The organism is Pseudomonas brassicacearum subsp. brassicacearum (genome assembly GCF_008801605.1).
Taxonomy (GTDB): domain Bacteria; phylum Pseudomonadota; class Gammaproteobacteria; order Pseudomonadales; family Pseudomonadaceae; genus Aquipseudomonas; species Aquipseudomonas brassicacearum.
On the sequence record NZ_VZPJ01000009.1, the window covers coordinates 224,884 to 241,378 of the forward strand.

General features: G+C 63.3%; 15 protein-coding genes. 6 read left to right on the forward strand and 9 right to left on the reverse strand.

What is annotated here, in order from left to right:
* Positions 1-124: 124 nt before the first annotated feature.
* From F7R20_RS32490 to F7R20_RS21085, 6 genes are all read right to left on the reverse strand, one after another.
* Positions 125-1,804 (reverse strand): methyl-accepting chemotaxis protein, encoded by a 1,680-nt coding sequence (locus F7R20_RS32490; RefSeq protein WP_003203904.1) that lies wholly within the window; start codon positions 1,802-1,804, stop codon positions 125-127.
* A 227-nt stretch (positions 1,805-2,031) separates the two neighbouring features.
* A complete protein-coding gene (locus tag F7R20_RS21065; RefSeq protein WP_161796651.1) occupies positions 2,032-3,348 on the reverse strand; it encodes a Na+/H+ antiporter family protein in 1,317 nt (438 codons plus the stop codon).
* A 258-nt stretch (positions 3,349-3,606) separates the two neighbouring features.
* Positions 3,607-4,920 (reverse strand): sensor histidine kinase, encoded by a 1,314-nt coding sequence (locus F7R20_RS21070; protein ID WP_003203907.1) that lies wholly within the window; start codon positions 4,918-4,920, stop codon positions 3,607-3,609.
* The gene (locus F7R20_RS21075) at positions 4,917-5,585 is read right to left on the reverse strand and encodes a response regulator transcription factor (RefSeq protein ID WP_003203909.1); all 669 of its coding nucleotides are present in this window, start codon (positions 5,583-5,585) and stop codon (positions 4,917-4,919) included. The genes F7R20_RS21070 and F7R20_RS21075 overlap by 4 nt, the downstream gene beginning before the upstream one ends.
* On the reverse strand, positions 5,585-5,896 hold the full coding sequence (locus tag F7R20_RS21080) for a PepSY domain-containing protein (protein WP_003203911.1): 312 nt from the start codon (positions 5,894-5,896) through the stop codon (positions 5,585-5,587). Before F7R20_RS21080 ends, F7R20_RS21075 begins: the two co-directional genes overlap by 1 nt.
* Complete coding sequence (locus tag F7R20_RS21085) at positions 5,896-6,204, reverse strand: PepSY domain-containing protein (RefSeq protein WP_003203913.1); 309 nt, start codon at positions 6,202-6,204, stop codon at positions 5,896-5,898. The genes F7R20_RS21080 and F7R20_RS21085 overlap by 1 nt, the downstream gene beginning before the upstream one ends.
* 224 nt (positions 6,205-6,428) lie before the next feature.
* On the opposite strand from F7R20_RS21085, the gene F7R20_RS21090 reads away from it, so the two are divergent.
* The 5 genes from F7R20_RS21090 to codA all read left to right on the forward strand — a co-directional run bounded on the left by F7R20_RS21090 (position 6,429) and on the right by codA (position 11,695).
* Positions 6,429-7,508 carry a hypothetical protein gene (locus F7R20_RS21090; protein WP_003203916.1) on the forward strand — a complete coding sequence of 360 codons (1,080 nt, stop codon included), beginning with the start codon at positions 6,429-6,431 and terminating at the stop codon, positions 7,506-7,508.
* Positions 7,509-7,590: 82 nt separating this feature from the next.
* Complete coding sequence (gene queD, locus F7R20_RS21095; RefSeq protein WP_003203918.1) at positions 7,591-7,947, forward strand: 6-carboxytetrahydropterin synthase QueD; 357 nt, start codon at positions 7,591-7,593, stop codon at positions 7,945-7,947.
* A 191-nt stretch (positions 7,948-8,138) separates the two neighbouring features.
* A complete protein-coding gene (locus F7R20_RS21100; protein WP_003203919.1) occupies positions 8,139-8,969 on the forward strand; it encodes an alpha/beta fold hydrolase in 831 nt (276 codons plus the stop codon).
* A 194-nt stretch (positions 8,970-9,163) separates the two neighbouring features.
* Positions 9,164-10,435 (forward strand): cytosine permease, encoded by a 1,272-nt coding sequence (gene codB / locus F7R20_RS21105; protein ID WP_003203921.1) that lies wholly within the window; start codon positions 9,164-9,166, stop codon positions 10,433-10,435.
* A gap of 12 nt (positions 10,436-10,447) precedes the next feature.
* Positions 10,448-11,695 (forward strand): cytosine deaminase, encoded by a 1,248-nt coding sequence (gene codA, locus F7R20_RS21110; RefSeq protein WP_003203923.1) that lies wholly within the window; start codon positions 10,448-10,450, stop codon positions 11,693-11,695.
* Positions 11,696-11,869: 174 nt separating this feature from the next.
* Here codA and F7R20_RS21115 read toward each other — a convergent pair whose 3' ends face one another.
* Positions 11,870-12,862, reverse strand: coding sequence for a hypothetical protein (locus F7R20_RS21115; protein ID WP_003203925.1), 993 nt, complete (start codon positions 12,860-12,862; stop codon positions 11,870-11,872).
* 174 nt (positions 12,863-13,036) lie between these two features.
* On the opposite strand from F7R20_RS21115, the gene F7R20_RS21120 reads away from it, so the two are divergent.
* Positions 13,037-14,188: an MFS transporter gene (locus F7R20_RS21120; protein WP_003203927.1), complete on the forward strand. Its 1,152-nt coding sequence runs from the start codon at positions 13,037-13,039 to the stop codon at positions 14,186-14,188.
* A 131-nt stretch (positions 14,189-14,319) separates the two neighbouring features.
* On the opposite strand, the gene F7R20_RS21130 is transcribed toward F7R20_RS21120, so the two are convergent.
* Together F7R20_RS21130 and F7R20_RS21140 are read right to left on the reverse strand one after the other, a co-directional pair.
* Positions 14,320-14,760 carry a carboxymuconolactone decarboxylase family protein gene (locus F7R20_RS21130; protein ID WP_003203930.1) on the reverse strand — a complete coding sequence of 147 codons (441 nt, stop codon included), beginning with the start codon at positions 14,758-14,760 and terminating at the stop codon, positions 14,320-14,322.
* A 269-nt stretch (positions 14,761-15,029) separates the two neighbouring features.
* A complete protein-coding gene (locus F7R20_RS21140; RefSeq protein ID WP_003203932.1) occupies positions 15,030-16,472 on the reverse strand; it encodes a mechanosensitive ion channel family protein in 1,443 nt (480 codons plus the stop codon).
* Positions 16,473-16,495 lie beyond the last annotated feature (23 nt).

Genomic DNA, 16,495 nt, shown 5'->3' on the forward strand with positions numbered 1-16,495 from the left:
AAGCACGGCAGAAACTGCCGAAGGCTGCGATCCTTCTTTCTCGATAAGACCCGGTTGCCCAGGTGAAAACATCTGGATCGAGAGCAAAAGATCGCAGCCTTCGGCAGCTCCTGCCGCGATGGGATCAGATCCGGAACTGTCCTACCAGCTTGCCCAGGCGCTGGCCCAGGTCGGCCAGGCTGCGGGAGGTCTGGGCGCCGAGTTGGGTTTCGTCGGCGACGCTGTCCACGGCCACGGCGATCTGATGCACGCTGCGGTTGATTTCCTCGGCCACCGCGGTCTGTTCTTCGGCAGCGCTGGCGATCTGGGCGTTCATCGAGTTGATGGTGCCGATCAACTGCGCCATGGTGTCCAGGGAGGCACCCGCCTCGTTGGCCCGTTCCGAAGTGCCCTCGCCAGCCTCACTGGAACGGCGCATCGCTTCCACCGCCGCATGAGTGCCTGATTGCAAGCGATCGATCATGCCCTGGATTTCCTGGGTGCTCTGCTGGGTCCGGCTGGCCAGGGCCCGCACTTCATCGGCCACCACCGCAAACCCACGCCCCGCCTCGCCGGCACGCGCGGCCTCGATGGCGGCGTTGAGAGCCAGCAGGTTGGTCTGCTCGGCAATCGAACGAATCACCCCAAGCACGCTGACAATCGAAGCCACGTCCTGCTGCAGGCTGTCCAGGGACACGCCACTGCTGCGGATATCGTTCACCAACGCATGAATCTGCTGGATGCTGCCGGCCACCACGCGCTTGGCCGATTGTCCTTCCTCGTCGGTCTGCTGGGCCGCGACGGCGGCGCCCTGGGCGCTGCGGGCGACTTCCTGGGCAGCCGAGGACATCTCGTTGATCGCCGTGGCGACCTGATCGGTTTCGTGGCGCTGGCGTTCCATGGCCTGCTCGGAGCGCTGGGCCTGCTCGGAGACTTGCGTCACCAGGCCGGTCAGTTGCGAGGTCATGTCGGTGATCTGCCGCACCAGGCCGTGGATCTTGTCGACGAAGCGGTTGAACGAACCGGCCAGTTGGCCGAGCTCGTCCTGGCTGGTGATGGTCAGCCGACGGGTCAGGTCGCCCTCGCCCGCGGCGATGTCGTCGAGGTTGTCTTTCATCAGGTGCAGCGGCCGCAGGATCGTGTTGGCGAGCACCAGGCCCACCACCGCAATCACCAGCAACACCACCGCGGCGATCCCGACGATGCTCAATATCACGCCTTGCAGGCGATCGTGGACCTTGGTTTCCACCAGCGCGACCTGGGCTTCGATGCCGTCCAGGTTGACCGAGCTACCGACTGCCAGGTCCCACTTGGACAGGTATTCGGTGTAGCCAAGTTTGGGCACCAGGTCTTTGCTGCCGGGCAACGGCGAGCTGTATTCGAGGTAGTGAGTCCCGTCCTTGGCGACTTTCACCAGGTCGCGGTTGACGTAGACACCGTTCGGGTCGCGGTTGTCCTTGAAACTCTTGCCCACGCCATCGGGGCTGTTGGCCTTGAACAGACGAATGGTCTCGGAGTCGTAGCCGAAGAAATAGCCATCCTTGCCGTAGCTGATGTTCGACAGCAGCTTGATCGCCTGGGCGCGCGCTTCATTATCGCCAGGCGCGGCGGCATCGTAGAGCGGCTTGATGGCGGTCAGGCCCACCGCTACGTAGTTCTGCAGCGTGGCCTTGGCCTCGCTGAGCAGGCGCTCGCGGGTTTGCTGGACCTCTTTGCTAGCTTGCTCCTTCAAGATGAAAGCCGTGGTCAGGCTGATGATCACGGCGGACAGCAATACCGGCAGTATCGCAAGGGACAGGACTTTAGCCTTCAGGCTCAGGCGCATGCTGTTCACTCTTGTTGGTGTTATTGGCGTGGTTAGCTGTATTAACGGCACCGCGCGGCAAAACTGTAGGACAAGGTGAACAGGGTCTAAGAGAAGGGTCGATCTTGAGGGCCCCTTCGCGAGCAAGCTCGCTCCCACAGGGATTGGTGGTGTCCACAACTCTTGTGTTCACACCGATCCACTGTGGGAGCGAGCTTGCTCGCGATTGAGGTAACTCGGTATTGAGGTTACAAGACCATCGCCGCCACCCAACCAAACACCAGCAGCGGCAGGTTGTAGTGGATGAAGGTCGGGACCACGGTGTCCCAGATGTGATGGTGCTGGCCGTCGATGTTCAGGCCCGAGGTCGGGCCCAGGGTCGAGTCCGAGGCTGGCGAGCCGGCATCGCCCAGGGCGCCGGCAGTGCCGACGATGCAGACGATCGCCAGCGGGCTGAAGCCCAGTTGCAGGCACAGCGGCACGAAAATCGTCGCCAGGATCGGCACCGTGGAAAACGACGAGCCGATGCCCATGGTTACCAGCAGCCCCACCAGCAACATCATCAGCGCGCCAATGCCCTTGTTGTGGCCAATCCAGGCCGCCGAAGACTCCACCAGGCTCTGGACTTCACCGGTGGCCTTCATCACTTCGGCGAAGCCTGAGGCCGCGATCATGATGAAGCCGATCATCGCCATCATCTTCATACCTTCGGTGAACAGGTCGTCAGTCTCGCGCCAGCGCACCACCCCCGACAGCGAGAAAATCAGGAACCCGACCAGGGCACCGATGATCATCGAGTCCACCAGCAACTGCACCGCGAACGCCGCCGCCACCGCCAGCCCGGCCACCATCAGGCTCAGCGGGTTATAGCGCACAGCCACTTGCTCGACCCGGGCAATCTTCTTCAGGTCGTAGACGCGCTTCTTGCGGTAGGAGAACAACGACAGCAGCAAGCCAAACACCATGCCCAACGCCGGAATGCCCATGGCATGGGTGACGTTGATGCCGCTGACGTCCACACCGCTGCGGGCGATGTTGGCCAGGAGGATTTCGTTGAGGAAGATATTGCCGAAGCCCACCGGCAGGAACATGTAGGGCGTGATCAGGCCGAAGGTCATGACGCAGGCGATCAACCGGCGGTCCAACTGCAACTTGGTCAGCACATAGAGCAGCGGTGGCACCAGCAGCGGGATGAAGGCGATGTGGATTGGCAAAATGTTCTGGGAGGCGATCGCGACCGTTCCCAGCAGACCGATCAACACCCATTTGACGCCCGTGCCACCCGCGGCATCCTGGCGATCCACCAGGGCCAGGGCTTTGTCCGCCAGGGCATGGGCCATGCCGGACTTGGCAATCGCCACGGCGAAGGCACCGAGCAAGGCGTAGGACAACGCCACTGTCGCACCGCCACCCAGGCCGGCGTTGAACGCCTTGAGCGTTGCCTCGATTCCCAGGCCACCCGTCAGGCCACCCACCAACGCACCGATAATCAGCGCGATCACCACATGCACGCGGGCCAGGCTGAGCACCAGCATGACGCCAACCGCGGCAATTACTGCATTTATCATCATTACCTCAAAGCACAGCGATGGAAAGCCACCGGACAAAAAGGTCGCGACTTTGCAGCAAGCGGCGGCAAGCTGCAAGGGCCGTGGGGCGGGTTTTCAAGTCTCGCCCCCCTGTATGAGGGGGATTTGTGGGAGCAAAGCTTGCTCGCGATGACGTTGTCACCTACAACACCTGTGCTGGCTTTAAAAATGCTATCGCGAGCAAGCTTGCTCCCACAGGTTCGCCCCACATACAGGCGGTGCCATGAATAGCTGTCAGCGCTTGGGCAACTCGATCACCACCTTCAACCCACCCCACTCGCTGTCGTCCAACGCCAGCAGGCCGCCCCAGGTGTCGACGATGTCCCGCACGATGCCCAGGCCCAGGCCGTGTCCATCGGTCTGTTCATCCAGCCGCGTGCCGCGGCTGAACACCTGGTCGCGGCGATCCTTGGGGATGCCCGGGCCGTCGTCTTCCACGGCCAGGCTGAACCCGTCGGCTGTCTCGGTCATGGTCAGGCGCACTTCGGCATCGGCCCATTTGCAGGCGTTGTCCAGCAGGTTGCCCAATAGTTCCAGCAGGTCTTCACGATCCCACGGCAGGTGCAGGCCTGGCGGGGCGACGTAGCTCAGGTGCAGGTGTTCGCCGTGGATCATGTTCAGTGTGGCCAGCAACCCCGGCAGCTCGGCGTCGCAGTCCAGGTGCGCGCCGGGCAAGGCATCGCCGGACAGGCGGGCGCGGTTGAGTTCCCGGTTCAGGCGCTGGCGGACCTGCTCCAGTTGCTCGAGCAACAGTTTGCGCAACTCGGGATACGGATCGAGCTTCTCGTTCGACGCTAGGCTTTGCAGCACCGCCAGCGGGGTCTTCAAGGCATGGCCGAGGTTGCCCAGGGCGTTGCGCGAACGCTTGAGGCTGTCCTCGGTGTGGGCCAGCAGATGATTGATTTGCGCCACCAGCGGTTCCAGCTCACGTGGCACCTGTTCGTCGAGTTGCGAACGCTGCCCGCGCTGCAACTGGGCAATCTGCTCCCGCGCCCGGTCCAGCGGACGCAAGGCGCGGCGCACGGTGATGCGTTGCAGCAACAGAATCAACAGCAACCCCGCCAACCCCAGCCCGAGGCCGATCTGCTGCATTCGACGGAAGCTGTCACGCACCGGTGTGTAGTCCTGGGCCACGCTGATGGAAATCGCCTGGCCCAGCCGTCGATAGTCGGTGCGCAGCACCAAGAGCTTCTGGCCCTCAGGCCCCAGTTGCAGGTTGCTGTGCAGGCCCGGGTGGTCGAGCCGGGGCAATTCCTGGTCCCACAGGGAACGGGAGCGCCAGTGCACATCGGCAAAATCGATGCGGAAATAGTGCCCGGAAAACGGCCGCAGATAGGCCGGCGACAGGCGTCGCTCATCCAACTGCAAACCCTGCGGGCCGCGCACCAGGGCCACCAGCAGGTTTTCGCTGTCGTTGCGCAGCCCGGCTTCCAGGTAACGCTGCAAGCCCAGCTCGAACAGCCACAGACTGGTCTGTGCCAGGACCAGGCCGACCACCACCATCACACCGATCAGCCCCAGGCTCAGGCGCCGCTGGATGGATCTCACTGCGCCTGCCCGCCGAACAGGTAACCCTGGCCGCGACGGGTTTCGATCACGCTGCGTCCCAGCTTGCGCCGCAGGTGATTGACGTGGACTTCCAGCACGTTGGAATCGCGCTCGGTCTCACCGTCATACAGGTGTTCGGCGAGATGGCTTTTGGAAAGGATCTGCTCGGGATGCAGCATGAAATAGCGCAACAGGCGGAACTCGGCCGCCGTGAGCTGGATGTCGGTGCCGTCGCGGACCACGCACTGGCGGCTCTCATCCAGGTGCAACCCGGCCGATTTCAGCGTCGGCTGGTTGACCTGGCCGTGGGAGCGGCGCAGCAACGCCTGGATCCGCAACTGCAGCTCTTCAGGATGAAAAGGTTTGGTCAGGTAATCGTCGGCCCCGGCCTTGAGCCCTTCGATGCGCTCGGCCCAGGACCCGCGTGCGGTGAGGATCAGCACCGGCGTGGCCAGGCCGCCGGCACGCCATTGGGCCAGCACGTCGAGCCCCGGCACGCCCGGCAGGCCGAGATCGAGGATGATCAGGTCGTAGGGTTCGCTGCTGCCCTGATACACCGCGTCGCGACCATCGGCGAGCCAGTCGACGGCGTAGCCCTGACGTGCAAGCCCGGCCATCAGTTCGTCCGCCAGGGGCACGTGATCTTCCACCAGAAGCAGGCGCATCAGTCTTCCTTATCTTTGAGTAAGCGGCCGGTCGCGGCCTCCAGGTCCAATTCGCGCACGACGCCCTCGGTGTCCAGCAGCTCGACCTCATAAATATAGACGCCGTGTTTTTCCTCCAACTCGGCTTCCAGCAGTTTGGCCCCGGGATGCAGGTCCAGCGCCTGTTGCAGCAGTTGCTCCAGCGGCAAGATCACACCCTGCTGGCGCAGTTGCAGGGCCTCGTCCTGATCCAGGTCCCGGGCCACGGCCAGCGAACAGAACGCCAGCAGCGCCAGCGCCCATCGACTATGGGCGCGCAGATTAAGCTTCATTACGTATCCTGATGATTCTTGAGCACCTTGCCGTTGGTGGCGTCCAATTCCAGATCCCACTCAATGCCCTTCGTGTCGCGCAGATCCACCTGGTAAATGTACTTGCCGTACTCTTCGTCCAGCTCGGTATCGGTCAAGGTGGCGCCAGGGTGTTCGGCCAGGGCAGCGGCATTGAGTTTTTCGAAGGACAGAATGGTACCAGCGTCTTGCAGTTTGCGGGCTTCGTCGTCATCAAGGTCTCGTGCGTGAGCCAGGCTCGTGCCGAGGGCCATGAGGGTCGCGATGAAAAAGGCAGTCAGGCGGTTCATGGGTTGTCTCCTTTTTATAATCTTCAGCGGGGGGGACTGTATCGGGATGAACTTAACTGAAACTGAATCGCCATCATGGAACCCACATCAATGTGGGAGCGAGCTTGCTCGCTATAGCAGTCAGTAGACATTGAAGTGACAGTTCCACCGCCATCGCGAGCGAGCTCGCTCCCACAGGGTTTTGTATCGTTATAATCAGCCGCTTACCCGTATTCGAGACCGGTATGACCGCCATCCACATCAAGTTTCCCGCGCTCACCCTCAAGGCCGGCCCGCGTGCATTCGGGCGGATTCGCCAGGCCGGCTTGAACGCCGCCGACGTCGGCATCCTGCCGGGCGCTGCCGGCGGTCCGAAGGCCCTGGGCATCCAGGGGCTGGACCTGGCGCTGTTCGGCGAATGGCTGCCCGCCGCGCCCCGGGAGCGCTCGCTGATCGGGGCCTCGGTGGGTGCCTGGCGCTTCGCCAGCGCCTGCCTGCCGGACGCCGCCGAGGGAATCCGGCGTCTGGGCACCTTGTACAACGAACAAAGCTTCGCCAAAGGCGTGACCATGGCCGGGGTCAGCCAGAGCTCGCAACGCATGCTCGATGATTTGCTCGACGGCCGCGACGCTTCAATCCTCGATAACCCGCAATACCGGCTCAACATCATGGTGGTCAAGAGCCACGGCCTGCTGGCCCAGGATCATCGCGGCCGACTGGGCCTGGGCTTGTCGTCGGTGATCGCCGACAACCTGCGAGGCCGGGCACGGCTGTCGCGGCATTTCGAACGGCTGATCATCCATGACCCGCGCCTGGCCCCGCCCCTGCATCCGTTGAATGACTTTCCGTCGCGCTTCGTTCCGTTGGCCGCCGGCAACCTGCGCCAGGCCCTGCTGGCCTCAGGCTCGATCCCGATGGTCATGGAAGGCGTGCGCGACCTGCCGGGTGCCGGTGCCGGCACCTACCGCGACGGCGGTTTGCTGGACTACCACCTCGACCTGCCGTACAGCGGCGAGGACATCGTGCTGTACCCACACTTCACTGATCGGGTCATTCCCGGCTGGTTCGACAAGGGCCTGCCGTGGCGCCGGGGCAACGTCGACCGCCTGCAAGACGTGCTGTTGCTGGCGCCGTCCCGTGAATACCTGGCGCGCCTGCCCTACGGCAAACTGCCAGACCGCAACGACTTCAAGCGCTTCATGGGCGATGACCCGAGCCGCCGCCAGTACTGGCGCACGGCGATGGACGAGAGCCGCCGGCTCGGTGATGAGTTCCTGGAGCTGACGGCCAACGGCGGGTTGGGCGAGCGTTTGCTGACCCTTTAGTCAGCACGGTCGCGCAACGCCGTTATCAAACTGATAAACTCCGCCGCCTGCCTCGCGACCGATATCTAAAGAGCCCGAACCTGTGGAAATTTTCAAAGAGTTTACCTTCGAATCCGCCCACCGCCTGCCCCACGTGCCGGACGGCCACAAGTGCGGCCGCCTTCACGGCCACTCGTTCAAGGTGGCGATCCACCTGAGCGGCGACATCGACCCGCACACGGGCTGGATTCGCGACTTCTCGGAAATCAAGGCGATCTTCAAGCCGCTCTACGAGCGCCTGGACCACAACTACCTCAACGACATTCCTGGCCTGGAAAACCCCACCAGCGAGGTCCTGGCCAAGTGGATCTGGAATGAACTGAAGCCATTGCTGCCGGAACTCAGCGCCATCCGCATCCATGAGACCTGCACCAGCGGTTGCATCTACCACGGCGAATAAACCTGTGGGAGTCCGCCTGTGGGAGCAAAGCTTGCTCGCGATGAAGATGACACAGTCTCTCTGGAACCGAGGCGCCTGCATCGCGGGCAAGCCTTGCTCCCACAAAATCTAGCGCCACCATTGGGGTTACCCTACCCCGTCAGCATTGGCCTATGCTTGGTCCCCTGAGCCATTTTCAGGGAGTATCGAGCATGACCCACTGGCCGCTGGATCAGGTTTACGACTTCACCGGACACCCCATCCGCTACGCCATCCACGGCGATGGCCCGCCGCTGGTGTTTGTCCACGGCACGCCCTTCTCTTCCTACGTGTGGCACCGCATCGCCCCGCTGTTCTTCGCCACTCACACGGTGCATTACTTCGACCTGCTGGGGTATGGCCAGTCCGCGCAGCCCGATGCCGACGTGTCCCTCGGCGTGCAGAACCAGCTGCTCGCCCAACTGCTGGAGCATTGGCGCCTGGATTGCCCGGACGTGGTGGCCCATGACTTTGGCGGCGCCACAGCCCTGCGCACGCACCTGCTCAATGGCAAGGACTACCGCAGCCTGACCCTGATCGACCCGGTGGCCCTGTCGCCCTGGGGTTCACCCTTTGTCCAGCATGTACGCCAGCATGAAGCGGCGTTCAGCGGCCTGCCCGACTATATCCAGCGGGCGATCGTGCCAACCTATATCCGCGGCGCGATCAAACGGGACATCCCGGACGCAGAGCTGGCGCCCTACGTGCAGCCGTGGCTTGGCGAGTCGGGCCAGGCGGCGTTCTACCGGCAGATTGCGCAGATGGACGAGCGTTATACCCGCGAAGCCGAGGGTCTGTACCCGACCGTACGCTGTCCGACCCAGATACTGTGGGGCGAGGATGACCAATGGATCCCCATCGAGCGCGGGCGGGCCCTGCACAAGCTGATTCCAGGTGCACAGTTCCACCCTGTTCCGAACGCCGGGCACCTGGTCCAGGAAGACGCGCCGGAGGCTATCGTCGCGGCGGTGTTGCGATTCCTGGCGTTGCCCCCCTCAACCTGAAGCACACCGCATTCCCCCTGTGGGAGGCTGGATCATCGGCAATGAGAGCTGTGTTCCAACTTGAATCACCGCCGCACCGCTTTCGATCCCTTCGCCCACCCAATCCCAAAGATTGTCTATAAATAACCTCGCGATCACTCGCTTGGCACGGCCGCTGCACGCTTGCGACATCCCTCATCCGCAAGGACCGCCACATGACTCAGAACGATCCGGGCAATGACTATCCCTTGAGCGAAGTCCCGATGCACGCTCGCAAGGGCCTGGCCTCCACGGCCATGGTGCTGCTGGGTTTCACCTTTTTCACCGCCACCATGTTTGCCGGCGGCAAGCTGGGGGTGGCGTTCGGTTTTGCCGAAATGCTCACGGTCATCGTCATCGGCAATCTGCTGCTGGGCCTCTATGCCGCCGGCCTGGGCTACATCGCCTTCAAGAGCGGGCTCAATTCGGTGCTGATGGGCCGCTTCTGTTTCGGCGAGGTGGGCAGCAAGCTCAGTGACTTGATTCTGGGGCTCACGCAGATTGGCTGGTACGCCTGGGGCACGGCGACCGCCGCGGTGGTGCTGGGCAAGTATTTCGAATTGAGCGAGGGCACCGTGCTCGGGTTGATGGTGCTGTTCGGCCTGGGCTTCTGTGCCACGGCCTACATCGGCTATCGCGGGCTGGAAATCCTCTCCTACATCGCCGTGCCGGCCATGATGTTGCTGCTGATGCTGTCGATGTGGGTCGCGACGGTGAAGGTCGGCGGCCTCGACGGCTTGCTGGCGATAGTGCCGACGGGCAGCCTCGACTGGTCCACCGCCATCACGCTGGTGTTCGGCACCTTCGTCAGCGGCGCGACCCAGGCGACCAACTGGACGCGGTTCTCCCGTTCGGCGAAGGTCGCGGTGCTGGCGAGCCTGATCGGCTTCTTCCTGGGTAACGGCCTGATGGTGCTGATCGGCGCCTACGGGGCCATCGTCTATCAACAGCCGGACGTGGTCGAGGTGCTACTGTTGCAGGGCTTCGCCATGGCAGCGATGGCCATGTTGCTGCTCAACATCTGGAGCACCCAGGACAACACCATCTACAATTTCGCCGTGGCCGGTTGCAACCTGCTGCGCACCCGCCGGCGCAAAACCGTAACCCTGGGCGGTGCGGTGATCGGCACGCTGCTGGCGCTGCTGGGCATGTACGATCTGCTGGTGCCATACCTGATCCTGCTGGGCACGGTGATCCCACCCATCGGCGGGGTAATCATGGCCGATTTCTTCTTCCGCTGGCGTGGTCGTTATCCGCGCCTGGCCGAGGCGCAACTGCCGGCGTTCAACTGGCCCGGGCTGTTGGCCTATGGGGTTGGCACCGTCGCGGCGTTCAATTCGCCATGGGTCGCGCCACTGGTAGGAATCGCTGCCGGCGCGCTAACGTATGTGCTATTGATCAGCGTAATGGGTACTCGCACCGCTGATGCGCCCCTACAAGACCTCTAAAGGATTCGCCTGATGCACATCATCAACGCCCGTCTGCGTAACCGTGAAGGCTTGCATGAACTGCACCTGGAAAACGGCCTGATCGCCAACATCGCCCGCCAGACCGAGGCACCCAGCCTCGGCCCGGAAGACCTCGATGCCGGCGGCAACCTGGTGGTCCCGCCCTTCGTTGAACCGCACATTCACCTGGACGCGACCATCACTGCCGGCGAACCGCGCTGGAACATGAGCGGCACGCTGTTCGAAGGCATCGAGTGCTGGGGCGAACGCAAGGCCACCATCACCGAGGAAGACACCAAGACCCGCGCCAAGAAAACCATCCAGGCCCTCGCCGCCCATGGCATCCAGCATGTGCGCACCCACGTCGACGTGACCGACCCCGAGCTTACGGCGCTCAAGGCGCTGCTGGAGGTGCGCGAGGAAAGCCGTCACCTGATCGACATGCAAATCGTCGCGTTTCCCCAGGAAGGCATCGAGTCCTATCGCAACGGCCGCGAGCTGATGGAAGAAGCCATCCGCATGGGCGCCGACGTGGTGGGCGGCATCCCCCACTTCGAGTACACCCGCGACCAGGGCGTCAGCTCGGTGAAATTCCTCATGGACCTGGCCGAGCGCACCGGCTGCCTGGTGGATGTGCATTGCGACGAAACCGACGACCCGCACTCACGTTTCCTCGAAGTGCTCGCCGAAGAGGCCCGCAGCCGCGACATGGGCGCGCGCGTCACCGCCAGCCACACCACGGCCATGGGCTCCTACGACAACGCCTACTGCGCCAAACTGTTCCGCCTGCTCGGGCACTCGGGTATCAGCTTTGTCTCTTGCCCGACCGAAAGCATTCACCTGCAAGGGCGCTTCGATAACTTCCCCAAACGCCGCGGTGTCACCCGGGTCAATGAACTGCTCGAAGCCGGGATGAACGTGTGCTTCGGCCAGGATTCCATCGTCGACCCGTGGTACCCGCTGGGCAACGGCAACATCCTGCGGGTGCTGGAAGCCGGGCTGCACATCTGCCACATGCTCGGCTACCGCAACCTGCAAAGCGCCCTGGACCTGGTCACCGACAACAGCGCCAAGGCCATGGCCCTGGGCGAGCGCTACGGCCTGGAACCCGGGCGCCCGGCGAACCTGCTGATCCTGTCGGCGGACAGTGACTACGAAGTGATCCGCAGCCAGGGCTTGCCGCTCTACTCGATACGCAACGGCCAAGTGCTGATGAAGCGGCAGATGCCGGTGGTGGAGTTTGCGCAGCAGTTGAACTGAATAGCGGTGGGTCAGTTGCATCCAGGTTGGATGTACTGCCGCCTTCGCGAGCAAGCCCGCTCCCACAAGGGGATCCTCAGTGGACATGAATGTTGTGTCCAACACCGATCCACTGTGGGAGCGGGCTTGCTCGCGAAGACGGCATCGGCCACACCGCAAAACATCCAGAAAACGCTACGACACAAGCCGCGCCGTCCCAAACAGCCTGACCCGCACCAACTCACCCGCCTCTTCTTCCAGCAAAATCGGCGCAGTGCCCCCCGGCATCACCACACTCACCGCCCCCGCCTGCACCCAGCCCACCCGCCACGCCGCACTGGCCACGGCACTGGCGCTGGTGCCCGAGGAAGCCGTGGGTCCCTCACCTCGCTCGAACACCCGGGCCGCGATTCGCCCTTCGGCTTCGTGCCAGGCCCATTGCAGATTCACCCCCCTCGGGCACGGGACGCCGGCCCCACCGGGCGCCGCATAAGCAATCCGAGTCAGGCTTTGCGACAGCGCCGCAGCACGCATCTGCGAATTGCCCGGCAACGCCTCGACACCCGCCACCAGCGTCACGCAATGAGGATTGCCGATACTCACGAACTGGCTGTGGCCCCACGCTGGGTTCAACTGGTGAAGCGCCGCCACACGGCTGACATCGCACTGGTTGAACATCACGCTTTCAACCTCCTGGGCGCCAACAGCCTGGGCCCCGAACAGCGGTTTGCCCAGGTCCAGCCAGAAGCCTTGAACGCCGTCGAACTCAGCGGCACGAACCGAGGTTTGCAACGGTGACAAACCGTCGGGTTTATCGTGATGAACCTGCAGCACACACTCACCCGCGCCTGGCATCAAACCTTGCGCTTGCAACGCCTGGGAGAAAATCGTCAGGCCATTGCCGCTGCGCTCGGCCAGGGTGCCGTCGGTGTTGACGATCAACAGATCAAAAGGCGGTTCGCTCTGGAACGGGCCGATCAACAGGCCGTCACTGCGATGGGCCTTGGCGTCCGGCGGCGCCTCATCCGGTGCCCAGGCGCAGAACGCGTGCACGGCAGCCGTTGACCAGGACTCACGCGCCTGGGCAGCCTGGACGGCTGACTGGGGCAGACCAATGCCGTGGTCACGGACCTGCTGCGGTGAAACGACTCCATAGTTATTGCCGCGCGCGTCGTAAAACTTCGTCATGGACCAAACCCGGTATCAGCCAGCAGGGGCCGGTACTTTATGCTGGCAAAGGCTGTGAGAGCAAAGCCTGCACGTTGGCCGGCACCTTGGGGTCGCAGTGCGGTCAGTGGATATGCAAGCATAGGCCCCTACCCGCCGCACCGCACCACACCGCCCGAAAGCCAAGGACGTTTCATGACTGCCATTACGCCCCCGCCCACCTTTATTCCCGGACGCCTGGAACAGATGTCCACCCGCATCGCCTATCTCATCGCCGGCATCGGCATCGCCGCCTGGGCGCCGCTGGTGCCTTACGCCAAGGTGCGGGCGAACCTGGATGAAGGCACCCTCGGGTTGCTGCTGTTATGCCTGGGGGTCGGGTCGATCCTGGCGATGCCGATATCCGGCGCGCTGGCGGCGCGGTTCGGCTGCCGGCGGGTGCTTAGCGGCGGCACGATTCTGATCTGCCTGGCGTTGCCGTTGCTGGCGACGATGACCTCCCTGCCCTGGCTGGTGGCCGCATTGTTCCTGTTTGGCGCCGGGCTCGGCACCGTGGACTCGACCGTGAACCTGCAAGCGGTGATTGTCGAGCGGGCCAGTGGCAAGACCATGATGTCGGGTTTCCACGGCATGTTCAGCCTCGGCGGGATCATTGGCGCGGCGGGTGTGAGTGCCCTGCTTGGCCTGGGGCTTTCGCCGCTGGGGGCGACGCTGGTGGTCAATGGGGTGCTGCTGGTGGCGTTGTTCAAGGCTGCGCCGCACCTGCTGCCCTACGGCAGCGAAAGCTCGGGACCGGCGTTCGCCATTCCCCACGGCGTGGTGCTGTTTATCGGCATCCTGTGCTTCATCGTGTTCCTGGCCGAAGGCGCGGTGCTGGACTGGAGCGCCGTGTTCCTGACCACCGAACGCGCGGTGGATACCGCTTATGCCGGACTCGGTTATGCCGCCTTCGCGCTGACCATGACCGTCGGCCGGCTGACCGGCGATTCAGTGGTGCATCGCCTGGGGGCCAAACGCGTGATCATCTATGGCGGATCGATCGCGGCAGCCGGATTCCTGTTGGCGACCCTCGCACCGATGTGGCAAGCCGCGCTGCTGGGTTATGCGTTGGTGGGCGCCGGGTGTTCGAACATCGTGCCGGTGCTCTACACCGCCGTCGGCAAACAGACCTTGATGCCAGAGGCCATCGCTGTTCCGGCCATCACCACCATCGGCTATGCCGGCATCCTTGCCGGCCCGGCGCTGATCGGCTTCGTCGCCCATGGCAGCAGCCTGAGCATTGCCTTCGGGTTGATTGCGATATCGCTGGTGGCGGTGGCGGCCAGTGGCAAAGTGTTGAAGGTCTGAGGCCTCCACGGACCTGTGGGAGCAAGGCTTGCCCGCGATGAAGATGACGCGGTCCTTTTGAGACCGAGGTGTCTTCATCGCGAGCAAGCTTTGCTCCCACAGGCTTGCCCCCACAGGTATTTTTCTTCTGATTACGCCTCAGGCATCTTGCGAAAGCCCACTGCCAAGCGGTTCCAGCCATTGATGGCGTTGATCGCCACGGTCAGGTCGACCATTTCCTTGGGGCTGAAGTGCTCGCTCAACAGGGCATAGTCCGCGTCCGGGGCATGGGTGTCGCTCAGGCGGGTCAGGGCTTCGGTCCAGGCCAGAGCGGCGCGCTCACGGCCGGTGAAGAACGGCGCTTCACGCCAGGCAGTCACGGCGTACAGCCGACGCTCGGTCTCGCCGTCCTTGCGGGCATCGGCGGTGTGCATGTCGATGCAGAAGGCGCAGCCATTGATTTGCGAGGAGCGCAGCTTGACCAGCTCCAGCAGGGACTTCTCCAGGCCCAGCTTCGAGACGGCGGTTTCCAGGGCCAGCATGGCTTTGAAAGCGTCAGGGGACGCGGTGTAGAAATCGATGCGCGGTTGCATGGTGAACTCCAGAACAATTGGGTGTGGCGCTACGTTAGCCGTGCAGTGGCGCGGTACAAATAGCCAATTGTTGGGAAGTTCGGGTGGCCAATGGGAGACCGATGCTGATCCTTTGAGAAGAACACGAATCTATCGTGGCGAGGGGATTGTGGGAGCAAGGCTTGCCCGCGATGGGTGCGATGCAGTCCTTCAGAGATCGAGGCGCCGGTTTCGCGAGCAAGCTCTGCTCCCACACAGCGAGGGAGCGGTGCTTGTCGTTCAGATACGGTTCAAGCCCGATTGCGCAACCACTGCAGGAAGCGTTTCTTGGCGACCGGCTTGGGGGCTTCGCGGGTCAGGTTCTGGGCGAGGTGCATGCGTACGTCCAGCAGGTTTTTCATCGCGTCGTTGATGTCGCGACGGGCTTCGAGGCAAGGCTTGAGGTAGCTGTTCTCGATGCGGTACAGGGTGCAGAAAGTCTTGGCGGAAAAATTCGCCAGCGCCGCCTGCTCGGCAACGATCCCGGCTTCGCCGATCACCTCCCCCGGCCCCATGCGCCCGCCCTCGAGTGGCTGGCCGTTGCGCATGAGGGTCACGCTGACCACCCCGGACTCGATGATGAACAGATGATCGCTGACCTCCCCGGCCGCCAGGATCACATCACCCGCACGGAAGGTCTGCAGGGTCATGTTCTGGCTGAAGGTATCTTTCTCGTCCTGGCGCAAGGTAGAGAAAATGTTCGAGCTTTCCAGCAAGGCCCTGGGTCGCGACACCTCCTGGGGCACCGCGCTTTCACTGGTGGACAACAGGCTCACGCCCGACGCCTGCAAATGCCGGAACGCCAGGTCGAACAGTTGGTTGCGCACCGTGCGCTTCTGGGCCATGGAGGCAACGAACCCGCTGATCTCGTACTCCGCCCCGCCACTGCCGCTGCTTTTGAGCGTCACGCAGGGGGCCGGGACGGCGAGCAAGGAACGACAGCCGATCATCGCCCGCTCCAACGCGTCGATCACGGTTTGTGGCCGCGCGTGAGGGCTGACCTGGATACTGATGGACAAACCATGGACGTCGCTGGGTCGACTGAAGTTGATGACCTTGGCCTTTGCCGCCAACGAGTTGGGAATCACCGCCATGCTGCCCTGGGCGGTCTGCAAGCGCGTGGCTCGCCAGTCGATGTCAGTGACCCGGCCTTCGGTGCCGTCGATGGAAATCCAGTCATCGAGCTGATAAGGCTTGGTGGTGTTGAGCACGATTCCGGAGAACACATCGCTGAGGGTGCTCTGCAAGGCCAGGCCGACGATGATCGCCATCGCGCCGGACGTCGCCAGCACGCCTTTGACCGGCAAATCCAGCACGTAGGCCATTGCGGCGATGACGGCGATCAGGAAAATCACCGCGCCGAGCAAGTCCTGCAACAAACGCCCGGTATGGCCGACCCGTTGCATCATCGCCGCGCCGATCAGCACCGTCAGGGTTCGCGCGGCAAACAGCCACCAGGCGATCTGCAGGCCGGTCGCGGCCAAGTGCCGCGGCACATCCTCGACCCACTGCGCCGGGACCATGGGGTTGAGGCCTTCGTTGAACAGCAGCACGCTGAACAGCGAAAAAATCACCAGCCGTGCGCCGACTTTCCAATAGATCCGATCCGCACTGACCAGGCGCCACATCAACAGGTCGAGCACCAGCAGCGCCAGGGAACAGAGCAGCGGGTGCTCGGAGATCAGAGACAGCATCGGGACAGCTCCAGGAAGGCGAT